The organism is Streptomyces sp. NPDC057002 (assembly GCF_042673825.1).
Taxonomy (GTDB): Bacteria; Actinomycetota; Actinomycetes; order Streptomycetales; family Streptomycetaceae; genus Streptomyces.
In genome coordinates this window covers 1-23,852 of the sequence record NZ_JBHURZ010000010.1, presented here as the reverse complement: position 1 = coordinate 23,852, position 23,852 = coordinate 1, and the positions used below count along the sequence as shown (strand labels likewise).

Annotated in this window: 17 protein-coding genes and 3 pseudogenes; 7 read left to right on the top strand and 13 right to left on the bottom strand. The window is 71.0% G+C overall.

Translation table 11 applies throughout. The annotated features are described in order from the left end of the window. Positions 1–31: 31 nt before the first annotated feature. Together ACFT32_RS37665 and ACFT32_RS37660 are read right to left on the bottom strand one after the other, a co-directional pair. Entirely contained in the window at positions 32–1,561 is a 1,530-nt protein-coding gene (locus ACFT32_RS37665; protein ID WP_382498173.1) for a helix-turn-helix domain-containing protein, read from the bottom strand. An 84-nt stretch (positions 1,562–1,645) separates the two neighbouring features. Continuing rightward, the gene (locus ACFT32_RS37660) at positions 1,646–1,846 is read right to left on the bottom strand and encodes a DUF4236 domain-containing protein (protein ID WP_033308449.1); all 201 of its coding nucleotides are present in this window, start codon (positions 1,844–1,846) and stop codon (positions 1,646–1,648) included. A gap of 274 nt (positions 1,847–2,120) precedes the next feature. On the opposite strand from ACFT32_RS37660, the gene acnA reads away from it, so the two are divergent. Beyond that, positions 2,121–4,838, top strand: coding sequence for an aconitate hydratase AcnA (gene acnA / locus ACFT32_RS37655; protein WP_382498171.1), 2,718 nt, complete (start codon positions 2,121–2,123; stop codon positions 4,836–4,838). A gap of 144 nt (positions 4,839–4,982) precedes the next feature. After that, entirely contained in the window at positions 4,983–6,479 is a 1,497-nt protein-coding gene (locus ACFT32_RS37650; RefSeq protein ID WP_382498170.1) for a sensor histidine kinase, read from the top strand. A gap of 125 nt (positions 6,480–6,604) precedes the next feature. Here ACFT32_RS37650 and ACFT32_RS37645 read toward each other — a convergent pair whose 3' ends face one another. The 5 genes and pseudogenes from ACFT32_RS37645 to ACFT32_RS37625 form a co-directional block, all read right to left on the bottom strand. After that, positions 6,605–7,957 (bottom strand): ABC transporter substrate-binding protein, encoded by a 1,353-nt coding sequence (locus tag ACFT32_RS37645; protein ID WP_382498168.1) that lies wholly within the window; start codon positions 7,955–7,957, stop codon positions 6,605–6,607. A 60-nt stretch (positions 7,958–8,017) separates the two neighbouring features. Continuing rightward, entirely contained in the window at positions 8,018–9,310 is a 1,293-nt protein-coding gene (locus ACFT32_RS37640; RefSeq protein ID WP_382498166.1) for a sugar ABC transporter permease, read from the bottom strand. After that, on the bottom strand, positions 9,301–10,080 hold the full coding sequence (locus ACFT32_RS37635; protein ID WP_382498164.1) for an ATP-binding cassette domain-containing protein: 780 nt from the start codon (positions 10,078–10,080) through the stop codon (positions 9,301–9,303). Before ACFT32_RS37635 ends, ACFT32_RS37640 begins: the two co-directional genes overlap by 10 nt. Positions 10,081–10,095: 15 nt before the next feature. Next, on the bottom strand, positions 10,096–11,178 hold the full coding sequence (locus tag ACFT32_RS37630; RefSeq protein ID WP_382498163.1) for a substrate-binding domain-containing protein: 1,083 nt from the start codon (positions 11,176–11,178) through the stop codon (positions 10,096–10,098). Between the two features lie 431 nt (positions 11,179–11,609). Then, positions 11,610–14,309: pseudogene (locus ACFT32_RS37625) on the bottom strand (SpoIIE family protein phosphatase); the annotation flags it as partial. A 250-nt stretch (positions 14,310–14,559) separates the two neighbouring features. Between ACFT32_RS37625 and ACFT32_RS37620 the strand changes: the two are divergent. Then, a pseudogene (locus tag ACFT32_RS37620) lies at positions 14,560–15,463 on the top strand (aminoglycoside phosphotransferase family protein). Between the two features lie 90 nt (positions 15,464–15,553). On the opposite strand, the gene ACFT32_RS37615 reads toward ACFT32_RS37620, so the two are convergent. Next, complete coding sequence (locus ACFT32_RS37615; protein ID WP_382498161.1) at positions 15,554–16,612, bottom strand: lytic polysaccharide monooxygenase; 1,059 nt, start codon at positions 16,610–16,612, stop codon at positions 15,554–15,556. A gap of 314 nt (positions 16,613–16,926) precedes the next feature. Then, complete coding sequence (locus ACFT32_RS37610; RefSeq protein ID WP_382498159.1) at positions 16,927–17,607, bottom strand: TetR/AcrR family transcriptional regulator; 681 nt, start codon at positions 17,605–17,607, stop codon at positions 16,927–16,929. A gap of 99 nt (positions 17,608–17,706) precedes the next feature. On the opposite strand from ACFT32_RS37610, the gene ACFT32_RS37605 reads away from it, so the two are divergent. Beyond that, positions 17,707–18,672 (top strand): NAD(P)-dependent alcohol dehydrogenase, encoded by a 966-nt coding sequence (locus tag ACFT32_RS37605; RefSeq protein ID WP_382498157.1) that lies wholly within the window; start codon positions 17,707–17,709, stop codon positions 18,670–18,672. A 38-nt stretch (positions 18,673–18,710) separates the two neighbouring features. Here the strand turns inward: ACFT32_RS37605 and ACFT32_RS37600 are convergent, their stop codons facing one another. Next, positions 18,711–19,646: a LysR family transcriptional regulator gene (locus tag ACFT32_RS37600; RefSeq protein WP_382498155.1), complete on the bottom strand. Its 936-nt coding sequence runs from the start codon at positions 19,644–19,646 to the stop codon at positions 18,711–18,713. Between the two features lie 139 nt (positions 19,647–19,785). Here ACFT32_RS37600 and ACFT32_RS37595 point away from each other — a divergent pair, with 139 nt between their 5' ends. Beyond that, positions 19,786–20,133, top strand: coding sequence for a hypothetical protein (locus ACFT32_RS37595; RefSeq protein ID WP_382498153.1), 348 nt, complete (start codon positions 19,786–19,788; stop codon positions 20,131–20,133). 54 nt (positions 20,134–20,187) lie between these two features. On the opposite strand, the pseudogene ACFT32_RS37590 reads toward ACFT32_RS37595, so the two are convergent. From ACFT32_RS37590 to ACFT32_RS37580, 3 genes and pseudogenes are all read right to left on the bottom strand, one after another. Then, a pseudogene (locus tag ACFT32_RS37590) lies at positions 20,188–20,621 on the bottom strand (alpha/beta fold hydrolase); the annotation flags it as partial. A 32-nt stretch (positions 20,622–20,653) separates the two neighbouring features. Further along, a complete protein-coding gene (locus ACFT32_RS37585; RefSeq protein WP_382498151.1) occupies positions 20,654–21,052 on the bottom strand; it encodes a nuclear transport factor 2 family protein in 399 nt (132 codons plus the stop codon). Between the two features lie 172 nt (positions 21,053–21,224). Beyond that, the gene (locus ACFT32_RS37580; protein WP_382498150.1) at positions 21,225–22,214 is read right to left on the bottom strand and encodes a helix-turn-helix transcriptional regulator; all 990 of its coding nucleotides are present in this window, start codon (positions 22,212–22,214) and stop codon (positions 21,225–21,227) included. 93 nt (positions 22,215–22,307) lie between these two features. Here ACFT32_RS37580 and ACFT32_RS37575 point away from each other — a divergent pair, with 93 nt between their 5' ends. After that, positions 22,308–22,706, top strand: a complete 399-nt coding sequence (locus tag ACFT32_RS37575; RefSeq protein ID WP_097283160.1) for a glyoxalase/bleomycin resistance/extradiol dioxygenase family protein — start codon at positions 22,308–22,310, stop codon at positions 22,704–22,706. Between the two features lie 578 nt (positions 22,707–23,284). Beyond that, on the top strand, positions 23,285–23,713 hold the full coding sequence (coaD, locus tag ACFT32_RS37570; RefSeq protein WP_382498149.1) for a pantetheine-phosphate adenylyltransferase: 429 nt from the start codon (positions 23,285–23,287) through the stop codon (positions 23,711–23,713). Positions 23,714–23,852 lie beyond the last annotated feature (139 nt).

The following is a 23,852-nucleotide window of genomic DNA, read 5'->3' as shown; positions in this document are numbered from 1 at the left end:
GGCAACCGGATGGCAGGGCCGCCTCCACCCCTCAGATGTCCCGGAACGTCTCGATCTGCGCCCCGATCGAGTTCAGCCGCTCCGCCAGGTCCTCGTAACCCCGGTTGATGACGTACACGTTGCGCAGCACCGACGTGCCCTCGGCCGCCATCATCGCCAGGAGGACGACCACGGCGGGGCGCAGGGCGGGCGGGCACATCATCTCGGCAGCGCGCCAGCGGGTCGGGCCCTCGACCAGGACGCGGTGGGGGTCGAGGAGCTGGAGCCGGCCGCCGAGGCGGTTCAGGTCGGTCAGGTAGATGGCGCGGTTGTCGTAGACCCAGTCGTGGATGAGGGTCTGGCCCTGGGCGACCGCCGCGATGGCCGCGAAGAACGGGACGTTGTCGATGTTCAGGCCGGGGAACGGCATGGGGTGGATCTTGTCGATCGGCGCCTCCAGCTTGGAGGGCCGGACGGTGAGGTCCACCAGCCGGGTGCGGCCGTTGTCGGCGAAGTACTCGGGCGTGCGGTCGTGGTCGAGGCCCATCTCCTCGAGCACGGCCAGCTCGATCTCCAGGAACTCGATCGGCACCCGGCGCACCGTCAGCTGCGACTCGGTGACGACGGCCGCGGCGACCAGGCTCATCGCCTCGACCGGGTCCTCGGAGGGGGAGTAGTCCACGTCCACGTCGATGGTGGGCACGCCGTGCACGGTGAGCGTGGTCGTGCCGATGCCGTCGACCTTGACGCCGAGGGCCTCCAGGAAGAAGCACAGGTCCTGGACCATGTAGTTGGACGAGGCGTTGCGGATGACGGTGGTGCCGTCGTGCCGGGCGGCGGCGAGCAGCGCGTTCTCGGTGACCGTGTCGCCCCGCTCGGTCAGGACGATCGGACGTTCGGGGCGGACCGCGCGGTCCACCACGCCGTGGTACTGGCCCTCGGTCGCGGCGATGTCGAGACCGAACCGGCGCAGCGCGATCATGTGCGGCTCGACCGTGCGCGTGCCGAGGTCGCAGCCGCCGGCGTACGGCAGCTTGAAGTGGTCCATGCGGTGCAGCAGCGGGCCGAGGAACATGATGATCGAGCGGGTGCGGCGGGCCGCGTCCGCGTCGATGGCCGCCAGGTCCAGCTCGGCCGGCGGCACGATCTCCAGGTCGACGCCGTCGTTGATCCACCGGGTGCGGACGCCGATGGAGCCCAGTACCTCCAGGAGGCGGTAGACCTCCTCGATACGGGCGACGCGGCGCAGCACTGTGCGCCCCTGGTTGAGCAGTGAGGCGCACAGCAGCGCCACGCACGCGTTCTTGCTCGTCTTCACGTCGATGGCGCCGGACAGCCGGCGCCCGCCGACCACCCGCAGATGCATCGGACCGGCGTAGCCGAGCGACACGATCTCGCTGTCGAGGGCCTCCCCGATGCGCGCGATCATCTCAAGGCTGATGTTCTGGTTGCCGCGCTCGATCCGGTTGACGGCGCTCTGGCTGGTTCCGAGCGCCTCGGCCAGCTGCGACTGCGTCCAGCCCCGGTGCTGCCGGGCGTCACGGATGAGCTTGCCGATGCGTACGAGGTAGTCGTCTGCCATGAGGTTGAGGTTATCTCAGATATGAGATGGTGCCCGAGTGGGGGGTCCATTCGGGTGATGGGGTGTCAATCCCGCCCGGTGGCGTCAGTGCCGCCGCGCCTTCGTGGTGCGCCGCCACCCGAAAGGCCCGGGCAGATCCATCGATGTCGTACGCCGTCCTGTGCTGCTGCGGGTGTACCGCGGGCCGTTCTTTCCGCCGCCGGTGGTGATGGACCAGGAGCGCTTGTTGATGTTCAGTCGCACCCCCGGAAGGATCCGGAAACTCTTGCGGAACGTGAGCGGCATGCCTGTCTCCCTTCCGTTCGTGGCGTGGATACCTCGTTCGGATACCCCGGGAAGGGACGCGTATGACCGCATCGGGTGCCGGGGCATGACCATCCGGCCCTCGTGTATTAGAGTTATCTCGACATCGAGATATCTGCCGAGGTGCACCGCAGCCGCGCGGCGCCACCGGTCCGACGGTAAGGGTTACCTAACTTAGCCTTACCTTAGCGGATCGGCCAAATAGCCGTGGCGGCAGGATCGTGGTGGTACGCGCACATCAATGAAGGAGACTGTCGTGTCGGCGAACAGCTTCGACGCCCGCAGCACGCTGCAGGTGGGCGACGAGTCGTACGAGATCTTCCGGCTGGACAAGGTCGAGGGCGCCGCGCGCCTCCCTTACAGCCTGAAGGTGCTGCTGGAGAACCTCCTCCGCACCGAGGACGGCGCGAACATCACCGCCGACCACATCCGCGCCCTTGGCGGCTGGGACTCGCAGGCCCAGCCGTCCCAGGAGATCCAGTTCACGCCGGCCCGCGTGATCATGCAGGACTTCACCGGCGTTCCCTGTGTCGTGGACCTCGCGACCATGCGTGAGGCCGTCAAGGAGCTCGGCGGCGACCCCGCGAAGGTCAACCCGCTCTCCCCGGCCGAGCTGGTCATCGACCACTCCGTCATCGCCGACAAGTTCGGCACCAACGACGCGTTCAAGCAGAACGTCGAGCTGGAGTACGGCCGCAACAAGGAGCGCTACCAGTTCCTGCGCTGGGGCCAGACCGCCTTCGACGACTTCAAGGTCGTCCCGCCCGGCACCGGCATCGTCCACCAGGTGAACATCGAGCACCTGGCGCGCACGGTCATGGTCCGAGGCGGCCAGGCCTACCCCGACACCCTCGTCGGCACCGACTCGCACACCACCATGGTCAACGGCCTGGGTGTCCTCGGCTGGGGCGTCGGCGGCATCGAGGCCGAGGCCGCGATGCTCGGCCAGCCGGTCTCCATGCTCATCCCGCGTGTCGTCGGCTTCAAGCTGACCGGTGAGCTGAAGCCGGGCACCACCGCCACCGACCTGGTCCTCACGATCACCGAGATGCTGCGCAAGCACGGCGTCGTCGGCAAGTTCGTCGAGTTCTACGGCGAGGGCGTGGCCGCCACGTCGCTCGCCAACCGCGCCACCATCGGCAACATGTCGCCGGAGTTCGGCTCCACCGCCGCGATCTTCCCGATCGACGACGAGACCCTGAACTACCTCAAGCTCACCGGCCGCTCCGAGCAGCAGGTCGCGCTCGTCGAGGCGTACGCCAAGGAGCAGGGCCTCTGGCTGGACCCGGCCGCCGAGCCGGACTTCTCCGAGAAGCTCGAGCTCGACCTGTCGACGGTCGTCCCGTCCATCGCCGGCCCGAAGCGCCCGCAGGACCGTATCGTCCTGGCCAACGCCGCCGAGCAGTTCAAGACGGACGTCCTCAACTACGTCGACTCCGTCGACGAGTCCGGCAAGGAGTCCTTCCCGGCCTCCGACGCCCCGGCCGTCGCCCCGAACGGCACCCCGTCCAACCCGGTCACCGTGACCGCCCCCGACGGCACGTCGTACGAGATCGACCACGGTGCGGTGACGGTCGCGGCCATCACCTCCTGCACCAACACCTCCAACCCGTACGTCATGGTCGCCGCCGCCCTGGTGGCCAAGAAGGCGGTGGAGAAGGGCCTGACCCGCAAGCCGTGGGTCAAGACCACGCTCGCCCCGGGCTCCAAGGTCGTCACCGACTACTTCGAGAAGTCGGGCCTGACCCCGTACCTCGACAAGGTCGGCTTCAACCTCGTCGGCTACGGCTGCACCACCTGCATCGGCAACTCCGGCCCGCTGCCGGACGAGGTCTCCAAGGCCGTCAACGACCACGACCTCGCCGTCACCTCGGTCCTCTCCGGCAACCGGAACTTCGAGGGCCGTATCAACCCCGACGTCAAGATGAACTACCTGGCGTCCCCGCCGCTGGTCGTGGCCTACGCGATCGCCGGCTCCATGAAGGTCGACATCACCCGTGAGGCCCTGGGCACCGACCAGGACGGCAAGCCGGTCTTCCTCGCGGACATCTGGCCCTCCGAGGCCGAGGTGAACGACGTCGTCGCCAACGCCATCGGCGAGGACATGTTCTCCAAGTCCTACTCGGACGTCTTCGCGGGCGACGCCCAGTGGCAGGCGCTGCCGATCCCGACCGGCAACACCTTCGAGTGGGACGCCGAGTCGACCTACGTCCGCAAGCCCCCGTACTTCGAGGGCATGACGATGGAGACCACCCCGGTCTCCGACATCTCCGGCGCCCGGGTGCTCGCCAAGCTGGGCGACTCGGTGACGACGGACCACATCTCGCCCGCCGGCGCCATCAAGGCCGACACCCCGGCCGGCAAGTACCTCACCGAGCACGGTGTGGAGCGTCGTGACTTCAACTCCTACGGCTCCCGCCGAGGCAACCACGAGGTCATGATCCGCGGCACGTTCGCCAACATCCGCCTGCGCAACCAGCTCGCGCCGGGCACCGAGGGCGGCTACACCCGCGACTTCACCCAGGCCGACGGCCCGGTGTCGTTCATCTACGACGCCTCGCGCAACTACATCGAGCAGGGCATCCCGCTCGTCATCCTGGGCGGCAAGGAGTACGGCTCCGGCTCCTCCCGCGACTGGGCCGCCAAGGGCACCGCGCTCCTCGGCGTCAAGGCCGTCATCACCGAGTCGTACGAGCGCATCCACCGCTCGAACCTCATCGGCATGGGCGTCCTGCCGCTCCAGTTCCCCGAGGGCGCCTCGGCCCAGTCCCTCGGTCTCACCGGCGAGGAGACCTTCTCCTTCACCGGTGTCGAGGAGCTCAACAACGGCACCACCCCGCGCACGGTGAAGGTCACCACCGACACCGGCGTCGAGTTCGACGCGGTCGTGCGCATCGACACCCCCGGCGAGGCGGACTACTACCGCAACGGCGGCATCATGCAGTACGTGCTGCGCAGCCTGATCCGCAAGTAAGCGGGCCGGCAAGGCAGTCGGAGGCAGTTCGAGGGCCGCGTTCCCGGGTGACCGGGGGCGCGGCCCGCGCCGTTCGTACGGGGACATCGCCGGTGCTCAGCCGGAACACAGGCTTCCCTCAGCGGACCGGGACAGGATCGGTACATGTCTGGCACCCCCGGGTCCCTGCGCACCCGGCTCCTCCTCCGCATCGGCGCCGCCCTCGTCGCCGTCTGCGCCGCGATGGCGCTCGCCGCCGTCCTCGCCCAGCGGGCCCTGCTGCTGGACCATCTCGACGGCCGGGTCATGGACGCCGCCGAACACGGCCTGGCCGGGGCCTCGGCCCGGCCGGGCGACGACCGGGACCTGACGTTCCTCGACGGGAACGGCCACCCCGACGGACTCCTCGCGGCCCGTCTCGACACGCACGGCGCGGTCACCGCGGCGGCGGTCACCGGCCCGGACAGCACGCCCCGGCCCCTCACCGCCGGCCAGCGCGCCGCCCTGCGCGGCATCGCCCCCGACGGCACACCCCACACCCGGACCGTCCCCGGCCTCGGCACCTACCGGGTCACGGGGCTGGACGCGAGCGGGGTCCGGATCCTCGCCGGGCTCCCCATGGACGACGTACGGGACATGCTGAACCGCCTGGTCGTGGTCGAGGCGGTCGTCGGAGCCGCCGGACTGGCCGTCGCGGGCTGTGTCTGTGCCGTGGTCGTACGGCGTCAGCTGCGCCCCCTCGGCCGGGTCGCGGCCACCGCCGCCGATCTCGCCCGGGCGCCGCTCGGCCACGATCCGCTCACCGGCCTGCCCCGGGTGGCCGAGGCGGACATCGACCCCGGCAGCGAGGCCGGGCAGGTCGGCGCCGCGCTCAACCGCATGATCGACCAGGTCGAGAGCGACCGTGCGGCCCGCCGCCGCGGTGAGGAACGCATGCGCCGCTTCCTCGCCGACGCCGGCCATGAACTCCGCACCCCGCTCGCGTCGATCGCCGGATACGCCGAGCTCATGAACCGCGGCACCGGACCGGTCGAGCCGATGCTGGCCTGGCGCCGGGTCTCCGCCGAGTCGGCGCGCATGACGGGCCTGGTCGAGGACCTCCTGCTGCTGGCCCGGCTCGACGAGGGCCGCCCCCTGCGGTCCGCCGAGGCGGACCTGGTGGCCCTGGTCGCCGAGGCCGTCCGGAAGGCACGGGCGGCGGACCCGGACCGCACCTGGCGACTGGCGCTGCGTCTCGACGCGCCGGCACTGGTCATCGGCGACGAGACGGGGCTGGGCAGAGCCGTGGCGAACCTTCTCGCCAACGCCCGCGCGCACACCCCGCCCGGCACCACGGTCGTGGCCATGGTGGAGGCCACCGCCGAACGCCGCGTCATCCGCGTCCGGGACGACGGCCCCGGTATCCCGCCGCACCTCCTCGCCTCGGTCTTCGACCGCTTCACCCGCGCCGACGCCTCCCGCTCGCGCCGCGGCCCGGGCGACTCCGGGTCCGGCCTCGGCCTGGCCGTCGTCGAGGCGATCGCGTCGGCGCACGGCGGGCGCGCCGCCGTGCGCAGCGCACCGGGGCACACCGAGTTCACGGTGGAGTTGCCTCCCGCGCCGGAGGCGGAGGGCGAGCCGTCTTTGCCGGTCGGGGTGTCGGAGCTTTCTGAGCGGTGCTGACGGCGGTGTGCTGTGTGCCGGGGGACGCCGAGTCACGGTGGGGTTGCCTCCCGCCCGGGAGGCGGAGGGGGAACAGGCCTTGCCGGTCGTAGTGCCGGAGCTCTCCGGCAGCGCTGACCGCCGGCTCACTCACCCCGGTACTTCGCCGCCGCGGCCTGGGCGAGGTCCTGCGCCTTGTCCAGCGCCGTGTCCACCGACTGCTGCCCGGCGATGGCCGAGGCGATCTGCTGGGAGACCGCCGTGCCGAGCACGGCGAACTCGGGGATGCCCAGGAAGCCGATGCCGGTGTACGGGCGGGGGCCGACGCCGGGGCTCTTCGGGTCGGCGGAATCCGTCGCCGCCGTGTACTCCTGCCGGTACCAGGCGCCGGCAGCCTGCTGGTACTCGGGATTGGAGTAGAGCGACTTGCGGTTCCCGGCGGGCGCCGAGGTCCAGCCCATCTCCTGGCCGACCTGCTCCTGGTACTCCTTGGAGGAGGCCCAGGAGATGAACTCCCAGGCGGCGTCCTTGTCGTCGGAGGCCTTCTGGACGCCCCACGCCCAGGTCCACAGCCAGCCGGCCCTGTCGGTCCTGTCGTGCGGGGCCGGGACGTAGCCCACCTTGCCCTTGACCGAGGAACCGTCGGCCTCGATCGACGAGGCCAGCGACGTGGCGTCGTACATCATGGCGCACTTGCCCTCGACGAAGCGGTCCAGGATCTCCAGCACGCCCATCCGGTCGGCGCCGGGCTGGCCGTGGGAGCGGAGCAGGTCGACGTAGAAGCCGACGGCCTTCCTGAACTCGGGTGACGTCAGGCGGGCGTTCCAGTCCATGTCGTACCAGGCGCCGCCGAAGGTGTTGACGACCGTGTTGATCGGGGCGAGGTTCTGGCCCCAGCCGGGCAGGCCGCGCAGACAGATGCCGCTGGTGCCGTCGGTGCCGTCGACCCGGGCGGCGAGGTCGGCGACCTGCTTCCAGGTCGGGTTCGGCGGCATGACCAGCCCGTCCTTGCGGAAGAGGTCCTTGCGGTACATCAGGAAGGAGCCCTCGCCGTAGAAGGGCTCGGCGTAGACCTTGCCGTCCCGCCCGGTCAGCGACTCCACCAGATTGGGGAAGACGTCGTCCTGGTCGAAGTCCTCGTCCGCCTTCACATAGGAGTCCAGCGGGGCGAGCCAGCCGTTGTTCGCGTAGATCGGCACCTCGTAGGCGCTGAGGCTCGCCACGTCGTAGTTGCCGGCCTGCGTCGCGAACTCGCGGTTCATCCGCTCCCGCGCCTCGTTCTCCGGCAGCAGGGTGTAGTCGACCGTGATGCCGGTCTCCTCGGTGAAGTGCTCCTTGGTGAGCTTCTTGAGGGTCTGCACCTGGGGCGCGTCCATCGCGAGCACCTTGAGGTCGGCCTGCTCGCCGCCGGGCTGGTCCGTGTCACCGCATCCGGCGAGAACGAGGCCGATGACGGCCGTGGCTGCCATGGCCGTCTGGACGAAGCGGCTGCGTTTCATGACAATCCCGCGCCTACCCACCTTTGCCATTTCTTAGGCATATCAGGATAAAAGGGGTGGCTATGGACGGCCCCGGCGGGCCTCCCCGCGTCTGGAGAGCGCGTCGGCCGCCACGGCGGCCAGCAGCACCCCACCGGTGATCATGAACTGCACCGCGTCCTCGACGCCCAGCAGCCCCATGCCCGAGGCGATCGACTGGATCACCAGCACCCCGAGCAGCACCGACCAGGGCGAGCCGCGCCCGCCGAACAGACTCGTACCGCCGATGACGGCCGCCGCGATCGCGTTGATCAGCAGCATCCCCGAACCGGCGGCACGGGCCGTCGTGGGGCTCGCCGAGGTCAGCTCCGAGGCCACGAACAGCCCGCCGAACGCGGCCAGCGTCCCCGACACCATGAACATCGCGACCCGCACCCGCTCCACCCCGATGCCCGCCCGCCGCGCCGCCTCGACCCCGCCACCGAGCGCGTACACCCGCCGCCCGTAGCGGGTGCGGCGCAGCACGTAGTCCGAGAGGACCAGGACCACCAGGAAGATCAGCAGCGCGAGCGGCAGCCCCTGGAACCGGTTGAGGGTGTGGGCCGCGGCGAAGGCGATCCCCGCGAGAAGAGCGGTGCGCAGCCAGACGTCACCCGCCGGCCGGTGCGGCATCCCGGCGGCCAGATGGCGGGCGCGCTTACGGCGGGCGGCCAGGAAGTACCCGGCCGTGCCGAGCGCCGCGACCGTGTAGGCCGCCGCGTCGTCCTCGAAGTGGCGGCTGGTCAGCGAGGCGACCAGACCCTCCTCGTCGATGTTGATCGTGCCGCTCGCGCCCAGCAGGTAGAGCGTCAGGCCGTTCCAGATCAGCAGGCCCGCCAGCGTCACGACGAACGCGGGCACGCCGAGCGAGGCGAAGAAGAACCCGTGGAAGGCGCCCACGGCCATGCCCACCGCCACCGCCACGATCACCGCGAGCCACTCCGGTACCCCCTGGTTCACGTTCAGCACGGCGAACGAGGCCCCCGCCAGGCCGCTGACGGAGCCGACCGACAGATCGATCTCCCGGATCAGCAGCACGAACACGATGCCGACGGCGACCAGACCGGTCCCGACGATGCCCACGCCGAGGTTGGACAGGTTGCGCGGCGAGAGGAACTTGTCGTCAAGGCCCTGGAAGACGCACCAGATCACGATCAGCCCGGCGATGACCAGCAGCGGCCCGCGCTCGCCGTCGCGCACACTGCCGCGCACCTCCAGGGCGTACTCGCGCAGATTGCCGGACCAGCCCCGGGTACGGGGTCCGCGGTCGGGCGCGACCGGACCGGCGCTGCCCGGCCCGCCGTCCCGGTGCGGCCCGCCCCGGCTCACGGCCACGCCCCCTCGTCGCCCTTCGAACGATGCGCCACGGCGTTGTCCGCGGCCCCGGTCACGGAGGAGATGATCTGCTCCTGCGTCACGGTGCTCACGTCGAACAGACCGTTGTTGCGCCCGAGCCGCAGCACGGCGACCCGGTCCGCGACGGCCTTGATGTCGCCCATGTTGTGACTGATCAGGATGATCGCCATCCCGCGGTCGCGCACCTCCTCGATGAGGTCGAGCAGATGGCTGGTCTGCTCCACGCCCAGGGCGGCGGTGGGCTCGTCGAGGAGCAGGACCTTGGGTGCTCCCATGAGGGAGCGGGAGATCGCGACGGCCTGTCGCTGACCGGCGGACAGCGCCGCGACCGGCACCCGCACATCGGGGATCCGGATCGACAGGGCGCGCATCAGATCACGGGAGCGGCGCTCCATCTCCACCTCGTCGAGGACACCGACCCGGTCGATCTCACGGCCGAGGAAGAGATTCCCCACGACGTCCAGGTTGTCGCACATGGCGAGGTCCTGGTACACGGTCGCGATGCCCAGGGCGTGGGCGTCGTGCGGGCGTTTGATCTGCACGAGCCGCCCCTCCCACTCGATGACGCCCCGGTCGGCGGGGCTGACGCCCGAGATCACCTTGATCAGCGTGGACTTGCCGGCGCCGTTGTCGCCCGCCAGGGCCACGACCTCACCGGCCCGGACCTGCAGATCGACGTCGACGAGCGCCTGTACGCCGCCGAACCGCTTGGAGATGCCGCGCAACGCCAGAACAGGGGGATGGGCCACGGGGAATCACGTCCCTCACCGGGTGAGCCCGATCCGGTCACAGGCCGGCCGGAGCTTCGGGGTGCAGATCTGGTCGATCGTGTAGACGCCGTCCCGGACGAGCGTCTGCCCGATGGTCTCGGCCGTCACGGCGATCGGGCGGAGCAGCACCGCCGGGACGTCCTGTTCGGTCGGGCTGTCCACGGTCCGCGTGACGAGGGCGTCCAGGTCGTTGCCGCGCGCCAGGGCGACGGCCATCGCGGCGGCCGCCTCGGTCTCCAGCCGGAAGGGCTTGTAGACGGTCATGTACTGCTCGCCCTCGACGATGCGCCGCACGGCGTCGAGATCGGCGTCCTGGCCGGTGACCGGGGGCAGCGGCGAGACACGGGCGCTCTTGAGCGCCGCGATGACACCGGCGGCGATCGAGTCGTTGGCCGCCAGCACCCCGTCGATCTGGTTCGGGCCGAGGTCGCTGATCGCGGCGGACATGTGGTCGTGCGCGTTCTCCGTGCGCCACCCCAGGGTGCTGTACGACTTGAGGATCCGCACCTTGTCCCGGAGGACGGACCGGGACCCGTTCTCGTACCAGGCGGCGTTGGGGCTGGAGGGATCGCCGTTCATCATGACGATGCCGCCGCCGTCGGCCCTGGCTCCCATGCCCTTCAGCAGGTCCTGGCCCTGGAGCCGGCCGACCTGGTCGCCGTTGAAACTGACGAAACCCGAGATCGGGCCCTCGGCGAGGCGGTCGTAGGCGACCACGGGGATGCCCTCGCGGTCCGCCGCCCGGACCGAGGAACGCAGCGCCTTGGGATCCACGACGTCCAGGATCAGGGCGGAGACTCCCCTGGTGATCATGGAGTTCATCTGCTGCCGCTGGCTCGCCGCGTCGTTCTCGGCGTTGGCGTACACCACCGAGCACTCGGGGCACAGCTCCTTCACCCGCTTCTCGATCAGGGGCTTGTCGGACTGCTCCCAGCGGGGCACCGCGCGGCTCGGCAGCAGCAGGCCGAGGGTCAGGCTGTCGTCGCCCTGTTCGCCGCTGTCGGTACAGCCGGCCAGGGATGCGGCCAGGACACCGGCCATCAGCGCGACGAACACACGCCATCTGCGCCCTCTCACGGCGGACCTCCTTCATCGGTCGGCGTGGGGCCCTGATCGGGGGTCGGGTCCGGGTTCCGGCTCGGGGTCGGCTCCGGGTTCCGGTCGCTGTGCCTGTTCCGGTCAGGGTCGCGGTCGCGGTCGCGGGGTCCGCTCGGGTTCGGGTCCGGAGTCTGGTCCCGGTTCCTGCTCCGGCTACGGTCTCGGCGGCCCGGGTTCGGGTCCGGCGTCTCGTCCCGGTCCCTGTTCCGGCCGCGGAGTCGGCGGCCCGGGGGTGGGTCCGCGGGTCCGTTCCTGGCCTTGTTCCGGTCGCGGTTGCGGCCCATGCCCCAGCCGCGGTCGCGGACCAGGCCCCAGCCGCGGTCCCAGGTCCGGACCGGTTCCGGCACCCGCTCCGGCTCGACCCGCGGCGGTTCCGCTCCCTGCTCGGGTTCCGGTTCCGGTTCCTGTTCCGGATCCGGCCGGGACACGACGATCTCGCTCCACACCTGCTTGCCGCCGCCGACCGGCACCGAACCCCAGGCCGTCGACATCGCCTCGACCAGGAAGAGCCCACGGCCGCCCGTCGACTCCCAGTCCACCACCACCGGCTTGGCGGGCGCGCGCGGCGAGGAGTCGCTCACGGTCACCCGCAACCGGTCCGCGGCCAGGGTCAGGTCCACCCGGACCGCGCCCTGTGTGTGCACCAGCGCGTTGGTGACCAGTTCCGACACCACCAGCAGGACGGTGTCCGCCTCGGCCACGATGTCCCACGAGCGCAGCGTGCGCGCGCTGAACCGGCGGGCGTGCATGACCGCGTCCGGCAGCCGCCACACCACCCAGCCCGCCCGCACCGGCCGGACCCGCATCCCGTCGTAGCGCAGCAGCAGCAACGCCACGTCGTCCTCGCGGCGGCCGGCGTCGCCCAGCAGATCGTCGGCCATCCGCCCCGGGTCGGCGGGGTCGGCCGCGGCGAGTGCCTCGCGCACGAGCCGCATGCCCTCGTCCACCTGCAGATCGGCCGACTCGACCAGACCGTCCGTCACCAGCGCGAGCACCGAGCCCGGGGCCAGGGCGAGCGCCGTCAGCGGGAACTCCGCGTCCGCTAGGACGCCCAGCGGGAGCCCGCCCTCCACCGCGATCTCCTCGGTGCCGCCGTCCGGAAGCCGCACCAGCGGGGACAGATGCCCGGCCCGCACGAACAGCGCGTTGCCCTCCTCCATGTCCAGTTCGACATAGCAGCAGGTGGCGAACAGATCGGTCTCCATGCCGACGAGCAGCCGGTTGGCGTGTCCGACGACGACGTCCGGAGGATGTCCCTCCACGGCGTAGGCGCGGACCGCCGTACGCATCTGGCCCATGATCGTCGCGGCCCCTGCGCTGTGCCCCTGCACATCGCCGATGACCAGGGCCACCTTCCCCTCCGACAGCGCGATCACGTCGTACCAGTCGCCACCCACTTGCAGCCCGCGCCGGGCGGGCAGATAGCGGGCCACGGCGGTGCCCCCGGGCAGCCGGGGCAGCCGGCGCGGCAACAGGCTGCGCTGGAGCATCGTCGCGAGCTCCTGCTCGGCGTCGTAGGCGTGCGCGCGCTTCAGGGCCTGCCCCACCAGCCCCGCCGTCGCCGTCAGCAGGGCCCGCTCCTCGGGGGCGAACTCGTGCGGTGTGTCCCAGCCGACCAGGCACACCCCCGTCACCCTGCTCTTGGCCGGCAGCGGCAGGACCGCGAGCCCGCCGGGGCCGATCCCGTCGAGCCCGGGTTCCAGCACGGCACCCGCCGGCCACAGGCTCATCCGCCCGTCCCGCAGCGCCGCCTGGAGCGTGGGCAGGGCGGCGACCGGCGCATCGGGCCACTCCGAGCGCCACTCGGCACGCCACAGTTCCGGCCAGGCGCCGGCACCCGGCGGATCGAGCACGGTGACCGCCAGCCGGTCCTCCAGCAGCTCGGCGAGCGCCACCCGGTCGGCGTCCAGCGGCTCGCGCAGCGCGGCGACCACCACACGGCTGACGTCCCGGACCGTCACGGCGTCGTCGAGCGCGGCCGTCAGCCACTGGATCCGGGCGACGTCACTGGCGCTGCGGCGCAGCACGGGGGCGGCGGTCACCACGCCGAGCACCCGCTCCGGAGCGCCCTCGGGCCCCTTCCGCACGCGGCAGTTCAGGCGCAGCCAGCACAGTTCGCCGGTGGGCCGGCGGATCCGGAACTCCAGTTCCCGGCGGCCGGGGGTCTGCGCGGACGGTTCGATCACCGACAGCAGGGCGGGGACGTCCTCCGGGACGCTGCACGAGAGCAGGGTGTCGGTCTTGCCGTCGAAGCCGTTCTCGGGGATGCCGACGAGTTCGAGCAGGGCCTGGTCCGTCTCGACCAGGCCGGTGCCCGGCGTCAGGGCGAAGGATCCGACGCCCATGGCGCGCAGCGCCGAATCCAGCAGGGGTGAGGGGGCGCACCGGTCGGCCTCGCCCCGGAGCCGCCCGGCGACCGCTTCGGCATACCGCTCCAGGAACTCCCGCTGCTCGGCCCCGAAGCCCTCCCCGGCCTCTCCCACCACGACAAGACACCCCAGCCATCCACCCGCGGCCCCCAGCGGCAACGCCCCGAGCGGCGCGGCGGTGGCCCCGCCCTCCTCCCGGCCGGCGAACACCACACCCCCGAGCCACAGGGCCCGCCCGGTCCGAAAGGCCTTGGCGATGGCCACCGCTCCGTCTGCGGCCCCGGGCGGGACTCCGGGTGAGGCCAGGGGCGGGGCCGGCGCCGAGCCGGGCGCGGGGGAGTGGCGTGGGGTGGCCGGGTGAGCCAGGGGCGGGGGCGAGCCGGAGGGTGTTGGGGCAGCTGAGCGTGATTCCGGCCGGGGTGGGGTGCTGCTCTGCTCCGGCCCGGGTGGCCCCGATGCCCCGCGCGGGGTGCGGCTCGGCTCCGTCCTGGATGACTCCTCCGCAACCGGCACACGCCCCGGCAGCCCGTACCGCTCCGGCCCGGCGCCGGCCGATTCCACCGAGCGGAGTTCCGTACCGTCCTCGCCCCGCACGTACACCGCCGCCAGCGCCACCCCCGCGAACGCCAGAACCCGTTCCCGCGCGGCGAGCTCCGGCGCGGGACGAGGCGGACCGGTGCTCCCGTTCCCCGGCGCCCGAAGACCGGGAACCGCGGCCCGGGCATCGCCGTAATGGGGCATGTCCGCATCCACCTCCCGTCCATGCCGCAGCCACCGGCAGGTGGGAGTCCCCGGAACTCAGGCGACGACGACACGGCGGATCCACGCCGCGACTGAGCGGCAGGGCACCCACACAACAGAATCGCACACCTGGATATAAGCGACATATGGTGCGGACGGTCCGGCCCGGTCGGCGCCCCCGCGATTTCCGGCCACTCGCACCCCTCCGTGCCGCCGCCCGGCTGGCGTTGCCCCGCATGACCCACACGAGATCGAGATCACGCCGGAACTGATTCGGGAACTGCTGCGCGACCAGCACCCCGACCTGGCCGATCGCCCGCTGCGACTCGGTGCGCGCGGCTGGGACAACCAGCTCTGGCGCCTCGGTGACGACCTGGCCGTGCGGCTGCCCTGGGCGACGAACTCCGCGGACGTGCTGATGCGCAAGGAGCACACCTGGCTCCCCGTGCCCGCCCCGCGTCTGCCCCTGGAGGTTCCGGTCCCGCAGCGCCTCGGTGAGCCCTCCGACCGCTTCCGTACGCCTGGATCGTCACCACCTGAGTGCGGGGTGCCCCGGCCGACCGCGCCCCGCCGCCCGTGCCGCGGAATCGGCCGAGGCCCTGGCCGCCTTCCTGACGGCTCTGCACCGCCCCGCCCCCGAGGACGCGCCCGTGGGCCGGGGCCGCGGCGGGCCGTTGTCCGAGTACGCCGAGGGGTTCGCCCACCACCTCGAGACGGCCACGGAGCTGGGCCTGCTCCCGGACCCGGAGCCGGTCCGCGCGATCCTGGACGACGCCCTCGCCGCGCCCGACTGGACGGGCCCGTCGGTCTGGCTCCACGCCGACCTGCACGCGGCCGACGTCCTCACCGCCGACGGCACCTTCCGCGGTGTGATCGACTTCGGCGACCTCTGCGCCGGCGACCCCGCCTGCCATCTCGCCGCCGCCTGGACCCTGCTGCCGGACGGCGTAGCCGACCGCTTCTACGACCTCTACCGCCCGGCCGCGGACCCCGCGACCCGGCGCCGCGCCCGGGGCTTGGCCGTCGCGCGTGCCCTCGCCTGCCTGGCCGTCGGACACGCCGGAGACCACGGCCGCCCCGGCGGCAAGTCGACGTGGCGCCCACCGGCCCGGGCCGCCCTGCACCGCCTCCTGGCCACGGCCGACCACACATGACCCGGGCGGGTGCCGTCACCCGGCAACAGGCCCGGCAACGGGCCCGACGACCGGGGCTCACCGGTCACCGGGCCCGCCCGGAGTGACGGTTCAGCCCACCCGGCAGGGCAGGCTCGTCGTACTGTCACCGCCCGGAGCCGTGGCGGTATAGCCGAAGGTCGTGCTCCTGCCCGGGGCGAGGGAGCCGTTCCAGCCGGCGTTGTGGACCATCACCGACTGGCCGTTGTAGGTCGCGTTGCCGCTCCACAAGCTCTCGATCCTGTGGCCGGCGGGGAGGTTCCAGTCGACCATCCAGCCGAGCATCGGGACGGTGCCGGTGTTGGTGACGGTCACCTCGGACTGGTAGCCGCCGTTCCAGCTGCCGGTCGTCTTGCGGGTGGCCGTGCAGGTGCCGGGCACCGGCTCGGACGGGTTGCCAGGCTCCTTGATGCCGGTCACCTCGCCGTTGCCGCCGTCGAAGACGATGTCGGAGCAGGAGTAGAAGGTCTCCTGGCTGTCCGAGCGCTGCCAGACCATGTAGATGATGTGGCGGCCGTCCTTGTTTGCCGGGAGCTTGCCCGTCCAGGAGTAGTTGGCCTCGACCGTGCCCGGGGAGCCGTTCAGCGGCGGGTGGTCGACGCTCAGGAACGGCCGTTCCTCCATGTCGTTCCAGGTGAGGGTCTTGGCCGGGTCGAAGCCGTCCTTGGTGATGTAGACGTAGAACCAACCCGGGTGCGCCGCCCAGGCGTTGTACGAGAAGTCGACCGTCGCCCCCGAGGTGAGATGGGTGAGCGGCCAGTCCTTGCCGGGGGTGTTGAACCCGGTGAAGTTGGCGTTGCCGCCGCTGCACAGCTCGCCGTCCGGCACGAAGCCCCGGGTGCGGCCGGCGCCGTCCGAGCGGAGCACCGAGAACCAGTTGTAGAACGGCGTGGTGCCGCTGACCTGCTGGGCATTGCGGCAGGCCGGGTTGACCGGCTTGATCTCACCGGTGTCGGTCAGACCGTCCTGCCAGCACAGGAAGGTACGGCTGCCGGGCTTCATGGGCGTGCCGTGGGCCTCCGCCTCGCCACCGGCCGTCATGACCAGACCGAGGGCCGGGACCGTGACGAGCAGGGAGAGCATGACGAGGAAGAGGGACCTGGCCCGGGTGGGGAGTGTTAATCGGCGCATCGGGAGTCTCCCCGGCGCTTTTGTCAGGATCATGACAGCATCATCCGTTTCTCGGGATACGGGCCTGCGGATGCGTGTGTGGGGATGCGGGTGCGGATGCGCGGGGTGGGAGCGACTTCAGGGCGGGTTCCGGTCCACCGTTATGGGAGCGCTCCCACCCCGCTTGTTGCGGAAGTTAGCGCCGAGGGACGCGGTTGTAAACGGTTGTCGCACCGGGAGTGCCGGTCAGGGGCCTTCTGGTGGCCACCAGGGTCTGTTGCGAAGGGGGGTGCCGGACTCGACGCGCCCCGCGGCGGGTGCCGTGTCGAGTCGAGTCAGGCTCTGGGGGCCCGCTGCCGCTGGGGATCGTCAGCCGCGATCGGGAGACTGCGCAGTGTCAGCGCGGCCGGCGGAGGCAGCGGCTCGTTGGCCGTGTCGGCGCGGAACGACTGGAGCAGGTAGGCCACCAGGCGCCGGGACGCCGCATCGTCACCCGGTAGGGCGGTCACCAGAGCGCAGTGTGCCAACAGGACCACGGCGAGGTCGGAAGGGTGAAAGTCGGCCCGCAGGGCGCCTGACGCCTGAGCCCTGCGTACCAGGGTGGTGAAGTCCCGCTCGGCTCGTCGCCGGGACCGCGCGTGTTCCGACGTGCTTTCCGGGAAGGCCGCGACGAACGCGGCCGGGAACCCGCGTTCCTCCCGTTGCAGAGCGCAGACCGTCTCGATCAGCTGCTGGAATCCCTGCCACGGGTCAGGGGCGGCCAGAGCCTCGGTGAGCGCCCGCAAACAGGTGTCCATCTGCTGCGCGAACGCGCCCCGCACCAGGGCGTCCCGGGTCGGGAAATGCCGGTACAGCGTCGCCACGCCGACTCCGGCCCGACGCGCCACGGTCGCCATCGGGGCGTCGATCCCGTGCTCCGCGAAGACCGCACGGGCGGCGGCGAGCACGCGCTCCCGGTTGCGCCGGGCGTCGGCCCGCAGCCCGTCCTGGGCTGCGATCCGAGAGGATTCCACCATCACTGCCTCTCGCTTCGGCCCAAACGGACGATTGCGTCCACTTAGGAGCCTACCGTCGGCGTCAGTCCTTGTACGACCACCGGCGGCAAAGGCGGAACGATGAACCACCGCATGATGAAGGCAGTGCTCTACGACCGCTACGGCGGCCCCGATGTGCTGTACCTGGACCGCGTGCCACGCCCCGAGCCGGCCGCCGGCGAGGTGCTGGTGAAGGTGCACGCGTTCAGCGTCAACGGCGGGGAACTGGCAGCCCGTGCCGGCCGCGTCCGCCTCGTGACCGGCCGGAGATTCCCCCAGCGGGTCGGCTTGGACTTCACCGGCGAGGTCGCCGCATCGGGTGCCGGAGCCGCACGGCTGGTGGATGGCGACCGCGTATGGGGGGTCCTGGGCCGCACCTCCGGGTTCGGCAGCGCCGCCGAGTACGTGACCGTGCCTGCCGAGCGGATCGGCCGGGTCCCTGACGGACTGGATCTGATCGAGGCCGCCGCGCTGCCGGTGGCCACCACGGCCGTCACCGCCCTGCGGGACAAGGCCGGGCTGCGCCCCGGCGAACGACTCCTCGTCCGGGGCGCGGCGGGCGGCGTCGGCAACGCCGCCGTTCAGCTCGGACGGGCGTACGGCGCCGAGGTCACGGCCCTCGCCCGGGCGGCCAACCTCGACTTCGTCCGCGGGCTCGGCGCGCACAAGGCCGTCGACCACCGGATCGTGCGGCCGGGGGAACTGGGCCGCTTCGACGTGGTCCTGGACACCGCGGGGACCGAACTGCGGGCCTTCCGCGGTCTGCTGAATCCCGGCGGGCGCATGGTCACCATCGCCTTCGACCTGAAACGGCCCGCTGCGTCGCTCGGCTACCTCGCTGCCAGCACGGTCCACGGACACGGCCGGGTGCGCTTCTTCAGCGGCGACCCCGAGCGGGCGCACTTGGACGACCTCGCTCGCCATGTGGTCGAGGGGAAGCTGAGCCCCGCGGTGGACACGGTCTTCCCCCTGGAGGAGACCGCGGCGGCCCACCGGGCGCTGGAGGCGGGCGGTGTCCGGGGCAAGTACGTGGTCAGGGTCGCGTAGGCCGGTTCAGTGAGCTCTCCCCGCGCCATGAATTTCGATCATTCATGCCCCAGGGTCCACTTCCGATGCACGGCCTGGTGCGGGCGCAGAACACGCTGGGCCGCCTGCCGCAGGGCCGCGACGAGCGGCTCGTCCCGGCGGCTCGGCAGCCAGCCCAGTGCGGCCGTCCAGGGTTCGAGGTCGGTGACGTCGACGTACGACACCCCGCGGCGCGGGTAGAGCCAGCGGGTCGCGTCCGGCGGCAGCTGGATGCCCTGCCCCATGGCGATCAGCGGCAGGGCGCTCTCGTAGTCGACGATGGCGTGCGCGCTGTACCGCACGGAGGTGCCGTCCGGTCGCGGGTCGGCGGACCAGAAGTCCCGGAACACCTTCGGGACCTGCGCCGACCAGCCGATGCGGGGCTGGTCGGCGAGGTCCGCGAGGGTCAGCGCGTCCCGGGAGGCAAGAGGGTGACCATCGGCCATCGCCACACAGCGCGGGCCGCCGGCCAGGGCCAGGGTCTGGACGCCGTCGGGCACGGGCAGAAACAGGAACGCCGCGTCGACCTCGCCCCGCAGGATCGCCGGGCCGGCGTCGAAGCCCATGCGGACGACGTCGACCTCCACCTGCGGGAAGTTCTCCCGCAGTTCCTCCAGGACGGCCGGGACCGGGTCCATCGAGGTGATCGCCTCCAGCGAGCCGATCACGATCCGGCCGGCGGCCGCGTTGGCCTGGTTCTCCGCCTCGCGGCGCAGCTCCTCGGCCGCCTCCACCACGGTCCGGGCCCGCCCCACGAGCGCCTCACCCGCCGCGCTCAACGCGACCCTGCGCGTTGTCCGATCCACCACGGCGACACCCAGCCGCTCCTCCAGAGCGGTGATGTGCCGCGAGAACGTCGGCTGCGCCATGAACGCCCGCCGCGCCGCCCGCCCGAAGTGCAACTCCTCGGCGAGGAGCAGGAACAGCTGCAACTGCTGGATGCTCGGATACCTCACGTCGCTCCTGGTGCAGCCATGCCGTTGAGGCTACCAACGCCTCGAACGCAACGGCCGCCGGAGCCGAGTGCGCAGGTTCGAACGGGAGAACGTCCGAACGTCCCTCGACAGCTGCCGTCGCGCTCGCCATGATGAGCCCATGTCCGAGAGCAGTGGGCCAGGCCCCTCCCGCGCACCAGACCCGGACGCGATTATTCGGAACTGGGCCGCAACCGTCGCCGCCCTGCCGATCGGATCCAGGGTCAGCGGACAAGTGGTCGCGCGCCCCCCGTTCGGGGTCTTTCTCGTACTCGACGACGTGCCCAATGCGGTTGGTCTCGCAGAGATCACCGCCATGCCGCATCACATGGAGCTTCCCGCCGTGGGCGCCTCGGTTGCGGGTGAAGTCATCTGGCACGCAGAACACAACCACCAAGTGAAGATCAGGCTCGATGAGTGGAACCGGCGGGAAACAGCGGGGACCCACGGTGAAAGCCGCCCAGCTTGACGAAGCAGTTGGATCCTCACATGAGCGATCCATGGGGTGTTGTCGCTCGGCTCAGTAGGGTCCGCCGTTGATCAGGTGCACCTCCGCGTCCTTGGCGTCGCGGGCGAAGGCCCGCGCGCCCGCCGGGCCGAAGATTTCGTCGTTGCCCTCGCGAGAGACGAGGGCGAATTCGTGCTCCCAGGTGTCCGGGCTGACCAGGCTCGGTTCGGGCACGCCGTGCAGGTACTGCCAGCGGATGGCGTCGACGCCCAGCGCGGCGCGGACGGCGGGTTCGGTGTCAGGGCCGGGGTTCGCCCCGTAGGCCCAGACGTCGGTCCAGAACGACTCGACGAAACCGTCCTCGTTGCCGTTGCCGTAGCCGTAGCCGTTCTGGGTGACGAGTGCGGAGATCCACTCGGGGTGCTGGAGCGCGAGGCGCCATCCGATGGGGCGCCATAGTCCTGGAGGCAGTGGGCGTAGCGGTCCAGGCCCAGTTGGTCGAGCAAGCCGTGACCTCGCGGGGGCCTTGCCCTGGGCCGGGTCACATCACGGCGTCGGTCTGCAGCGGGCCCGCGGTGACCCGGATCGTCCGGATGCGCACCGGCTCCTCCCGGTCGAGGTAGAAAATGTGCATGAAGGGGGCGCGCACCACCCGCTCCGGTTCGCTCTTCTTGGCCATGACCGCCTCACCGCGCAGCAGACGGACGCCGTCGCCCGCGGTCCAGAACTCCAGTACCTCATGGCTGATGACCAGCGGCGCGTCGATCTTGACGAAGAACTCCTTGATGGCCTCGACGCCGTGGATGTGCGCGGTGCCGAAGTACATGTCGGTGTTGTCGGTCAGTGGCGCGAAGCCCTCGCCGAACTCCAGGGTGTCGATGGCGTCCATGAACTTCAGGACCCAGCCGGGGACGGCTGTCGCTTGTGTGGTGTCTGCCATGGTGCGGACTTCCTGATCGGACTGCGGTGCGTGACCCTTGCCGACCCGCCTTCCCAACCCCTGCCGATCTGAACGCCGCCGTCCGGCGGGGACGTCAAAGGCCATCGCTGCGACGAGGGAAGAGAACAAGACGGCCACCGCTGTGCCATCTCATGACATCGGTTCCTCGCTGTCAGGCTCGCCGGGCACAGGACGTGAGGCGATCGGCGAGCGCGATGACGAGGTCGCGGAGTTCATCGGGGCGCTCGATGACGAACGGTTGGTCGAGTGCCGCGAGTACCGGCGGCAACCAGTCGAGCCGCTCCGCCCGCAGCTCGACGCGCAGCCAGCGCTCGGTCGCCCGGTCCTCGCCGGCCGCGGGCTCGTGCTCCTCCAGGCTCGCGACGCTGACGGGAAGGTGGGCGCGGATCTGCTCAACTGTCCCGTGGATCCGCAAGGTCACCTCATGCCGGTACCCGGCCGTGGCGAATCCTGACAACACGCGCTGTGCGGGAGCGGGACCCACGGGCGCTTCGAATGAGCCGGGCAGGGTCCGCGCGTCTGCGATGCGATCGAGCCGGAAGGTTCGGTCCTCGCCGATCTGGGCGTCCTTGCCCGTGACGTACCACCGGCCCGCATGGGCGACGATCCCGTACGCGTGCAGTGTGCGTTCGCTGGGCCGTCCGCCACGGTCGGTGTAGCGGATCGAGACCGGTCGGCGGTGGCGCACCGCATCGGCGATGGTGAGCAGGACCCCGGCGTCCGGGGTGCCGAACTCGCCGGGCCGGTCCGTGAAGGCGAGAGCTTCCAGGAGTGTGTCGAGCCGACGGGCGATGTGCTTGGGCAGCACCCGCCGGATCTTCGCCGACGCCGTCTCGTTCGCCGTGCGCTCCGTCGTCGTCAGCCCTGCCCGGCGGCCGGCGATCAGGCCGAGCAGCACGGCCAGCGCCTCGTCGTCGCTGAGCATGAGCGGAGGCAAGCGGTACCCAGGAGCCAGCCGGTACCCGCCGTAGCGGCCGCGCACCGACTCCACGGGCACGTCCAGGTCGATCAGCTGGTCCACATACCGCCGCACAGTGCGTCCTTCGACGCCGAGACGGTCGGCGAGCTCGGCCATAGTCCGGGTGCCGCCCGACTGCAGCAGCTCCAGGAGTGTCAGCACGCGGCCGGTGGGGCGAGGCATGTTCGCAGCCTAACGCGAATACAGGACCGATTCTGTCCACTATTTCTCCTAGCCTGCGACGTGTACGCCTCCAGCACAGCCGAGGAGATTCCCATGGACTTCATCTCGATCCGCATCATCACCGGCGACGTAGCGCGCCTCGTCGAGTTCTACGAGCGCGCCACAGGGGCGCAGGCGACGTGGGCCAACGAAGACTTCGCCGAACTCAAGACCGCGGGCGCCACCCTCGCGATCGGCAGCACCCGCACCGTCCCGCTGTTCGCCCCGGGCTCTGCCCGCCCGGCGGACAACCACAGCGTGATCACCGAGTTCCTCGTCGACGACGTGGACAGCGTTTACAACAACCTGACCGGCTTCGTCACCGACTTCGTCACCAAGCCCACCACGATGCCCTGGGGTAACCGTTCGCTGCTGTTCCGTGATCCCGACGGCAACCTCGTCAACTTCTTCACCCCCGTCACCCCAGCGGCCATCGAAAAGTTCGCACGCTGACGCCACGCGCGGCCGCCGAGTCCAGGAACGCCACCAGCAGGGGACATCGGAACGCACCGCTGACCCTCGAAGGACGTCTGCGCTTGTGTCTGCGGATCGACGCCGGACGTCCGATCGCGCACGTGGCTGCGGAAGCCGGGATCTCCCGCCGTCTCCATGGCCGCGGTCGCCCTGGCGATCAGCGGAGGCGGCGCACTCAGCTCGTTCGAGACGACCAGACGGCCGGCGGCTGCTGGGTTCAGGCATCGAGACGACAGCGAGGTACGGCAACCGTCCGCGTCCAGTAGTGGCCGTTGAAGGCCGCATGTCGTCATGCATGACCGCCGTGACCGACCTCCGTGGAGCTACAGCTCACGGGCCGGCCGGTGCCTCCTCCTCAGGGAGCAGGCGCCAGAGCATGTGCCCAGCCAGAAAGCTGTCCAGCTCATGGGCGGCCGCGGACTCGGACGGCAGATCGTCTGGGCGAGGTCGGTAGAGAGCTCGAACAGTCGCACTGCTGGGCTACGCCCCGACTGGGGGCGCTCGGCAGTGGGCTGCCCCTCACTGCCGATGGCGGCTGCGCGTTACTCTTTCCGATCATGCGAGCCCTGTTCCCAGGATCCTTCGACCCGGTCACTCAAGGGCACCAGGACGTACTCCGGCGCGCTGCCCTCCTGTTCGACGAGGTCGTCGTCTGCGTGATGTTCAACTCGAACAAGACCGGCCGCTTCCCCATCGCGGAACGGCTGGACCGGCTCCGCGCGGCGGCGACCGACTTGAGCAACGTCACGGTCGACTCCCACACGGGCGGCATGCTGGTCGACTACTGCCGGCGAGTCGGAATCGACGTCGTCATCCGCGGAGTCCGCGGCGTTCCCGACCTGGACTACGAAATGCCGATGGCTCGTATGAACCACGAACTGGCTGGTGTCGAGACGTTCTTCATCGCCGCAGACCCCGCCCTGGCACACATATCCTCCACCCTCGTCACCGCGATGGGCCAGCAGGACCGTGTCCCCGAACGATGATGTGAGCGAGCCTCTTCCAGGTGGCGGGGGCGGCAACGAGGGGTCCTAGGTCGTGTCCGCAAAGTGGCGGCGTCGTTGGTCTGTTCGTGGTGCGTCGTCATGAGCTGACTGATGAATCGTGGGTGGTGATCGAACCGTT

Excerpts from the sequence above, each read along its gene's own strand:
- ACFT32_RS37610 (WP_382498159.1), bottom strand. The coding sequence starts at position 17,607 with ATGGTGGAATCCTCTCGGATCGCAGCCCAGGACGGGCTGCGGGCCGAC.
- ACFT32_RS37585 (WP_382498151.1), bottom strand. The coding sequence starts at position 21,052 with ATGGCAGACACCACACAAGCGACAGCCGTCCCCGGCTGGGTCCTGAAG.
- ACFT32_RS37650 (WP_382498170.1), top strand. The coding sequence starts at position 4,983 with ATGTCTGGCACCCCCGGGTCCCTGCGCACCCGGCTCCTCCTCCGCATC.
- ACFT32_RS37660 (WP_033308449.1), bottom strand. The coding sequence starts at position 1,846 with ATGCCGCTCACGTTCCGCAAGAGTTTCCGGATCCTTCCGGGGGTGCGA.
- ACFT32_RS37580 (WP_382498150.1), bottom strand. The coding sequence starts at position 22,214 with ATGCCTCGCCCCACCGGCCGCGTGCTGACACTCCTGGAGCTGCTGCAG.
- ACFT32_RS37575 (WP_097283160.1), top strand. The coding sequence starts at position 22,308 with ATGGACTTCATCTCGATCCGCATCATCACCGGCGACGTAGCGCGCCTC.
- coaD (WP_382498149.1), top strand. The coding sequence starts at position 23,285 with ATGCGAGCCCTGTTCCCAGGATCCTTCGACCCGGTCACTCAAGGGCAC.
- ACFT32_RS37645 (WP_382498168.1), bottom strand. The coding sequence starts at position 7,957 with ATGAAACGCAGCCGCTTCGTCCAGACGGCCATGGCAGCCACGGCCGTC.
- ACFT32_RS37615 (WP_382498161.1), bottom strand. The coding sequence starts at position 16,612 with ATGCGCCGATTAACACTCCCCACCCGGGCCAGGTCCCTCTTCCTCGTC.
- ACFT32_RS37665 (WP_382498173.1), bottom strand. The coding sequence starts at position 1,561 with ATGGCAGACGACTACCTCGTACGCATCGGCAAGCTCATCCGTGACGCC.
- ACFT32_RS37595 (WP_382498153.1), top strand. The coding sequence starts at position 19,786 with ATGTCCGAGAGCAGTGGGCCAGGCCCCTCCCGCGCACCAGACCCGGAC.
- ACFT32_RS37605 (WP_382498157.1), top strand. The coding sequence starts at position 17,707 with ATGAACCACCGCATGATGAAGGCAGTGCTCTACGACCGCTACGGCGGC.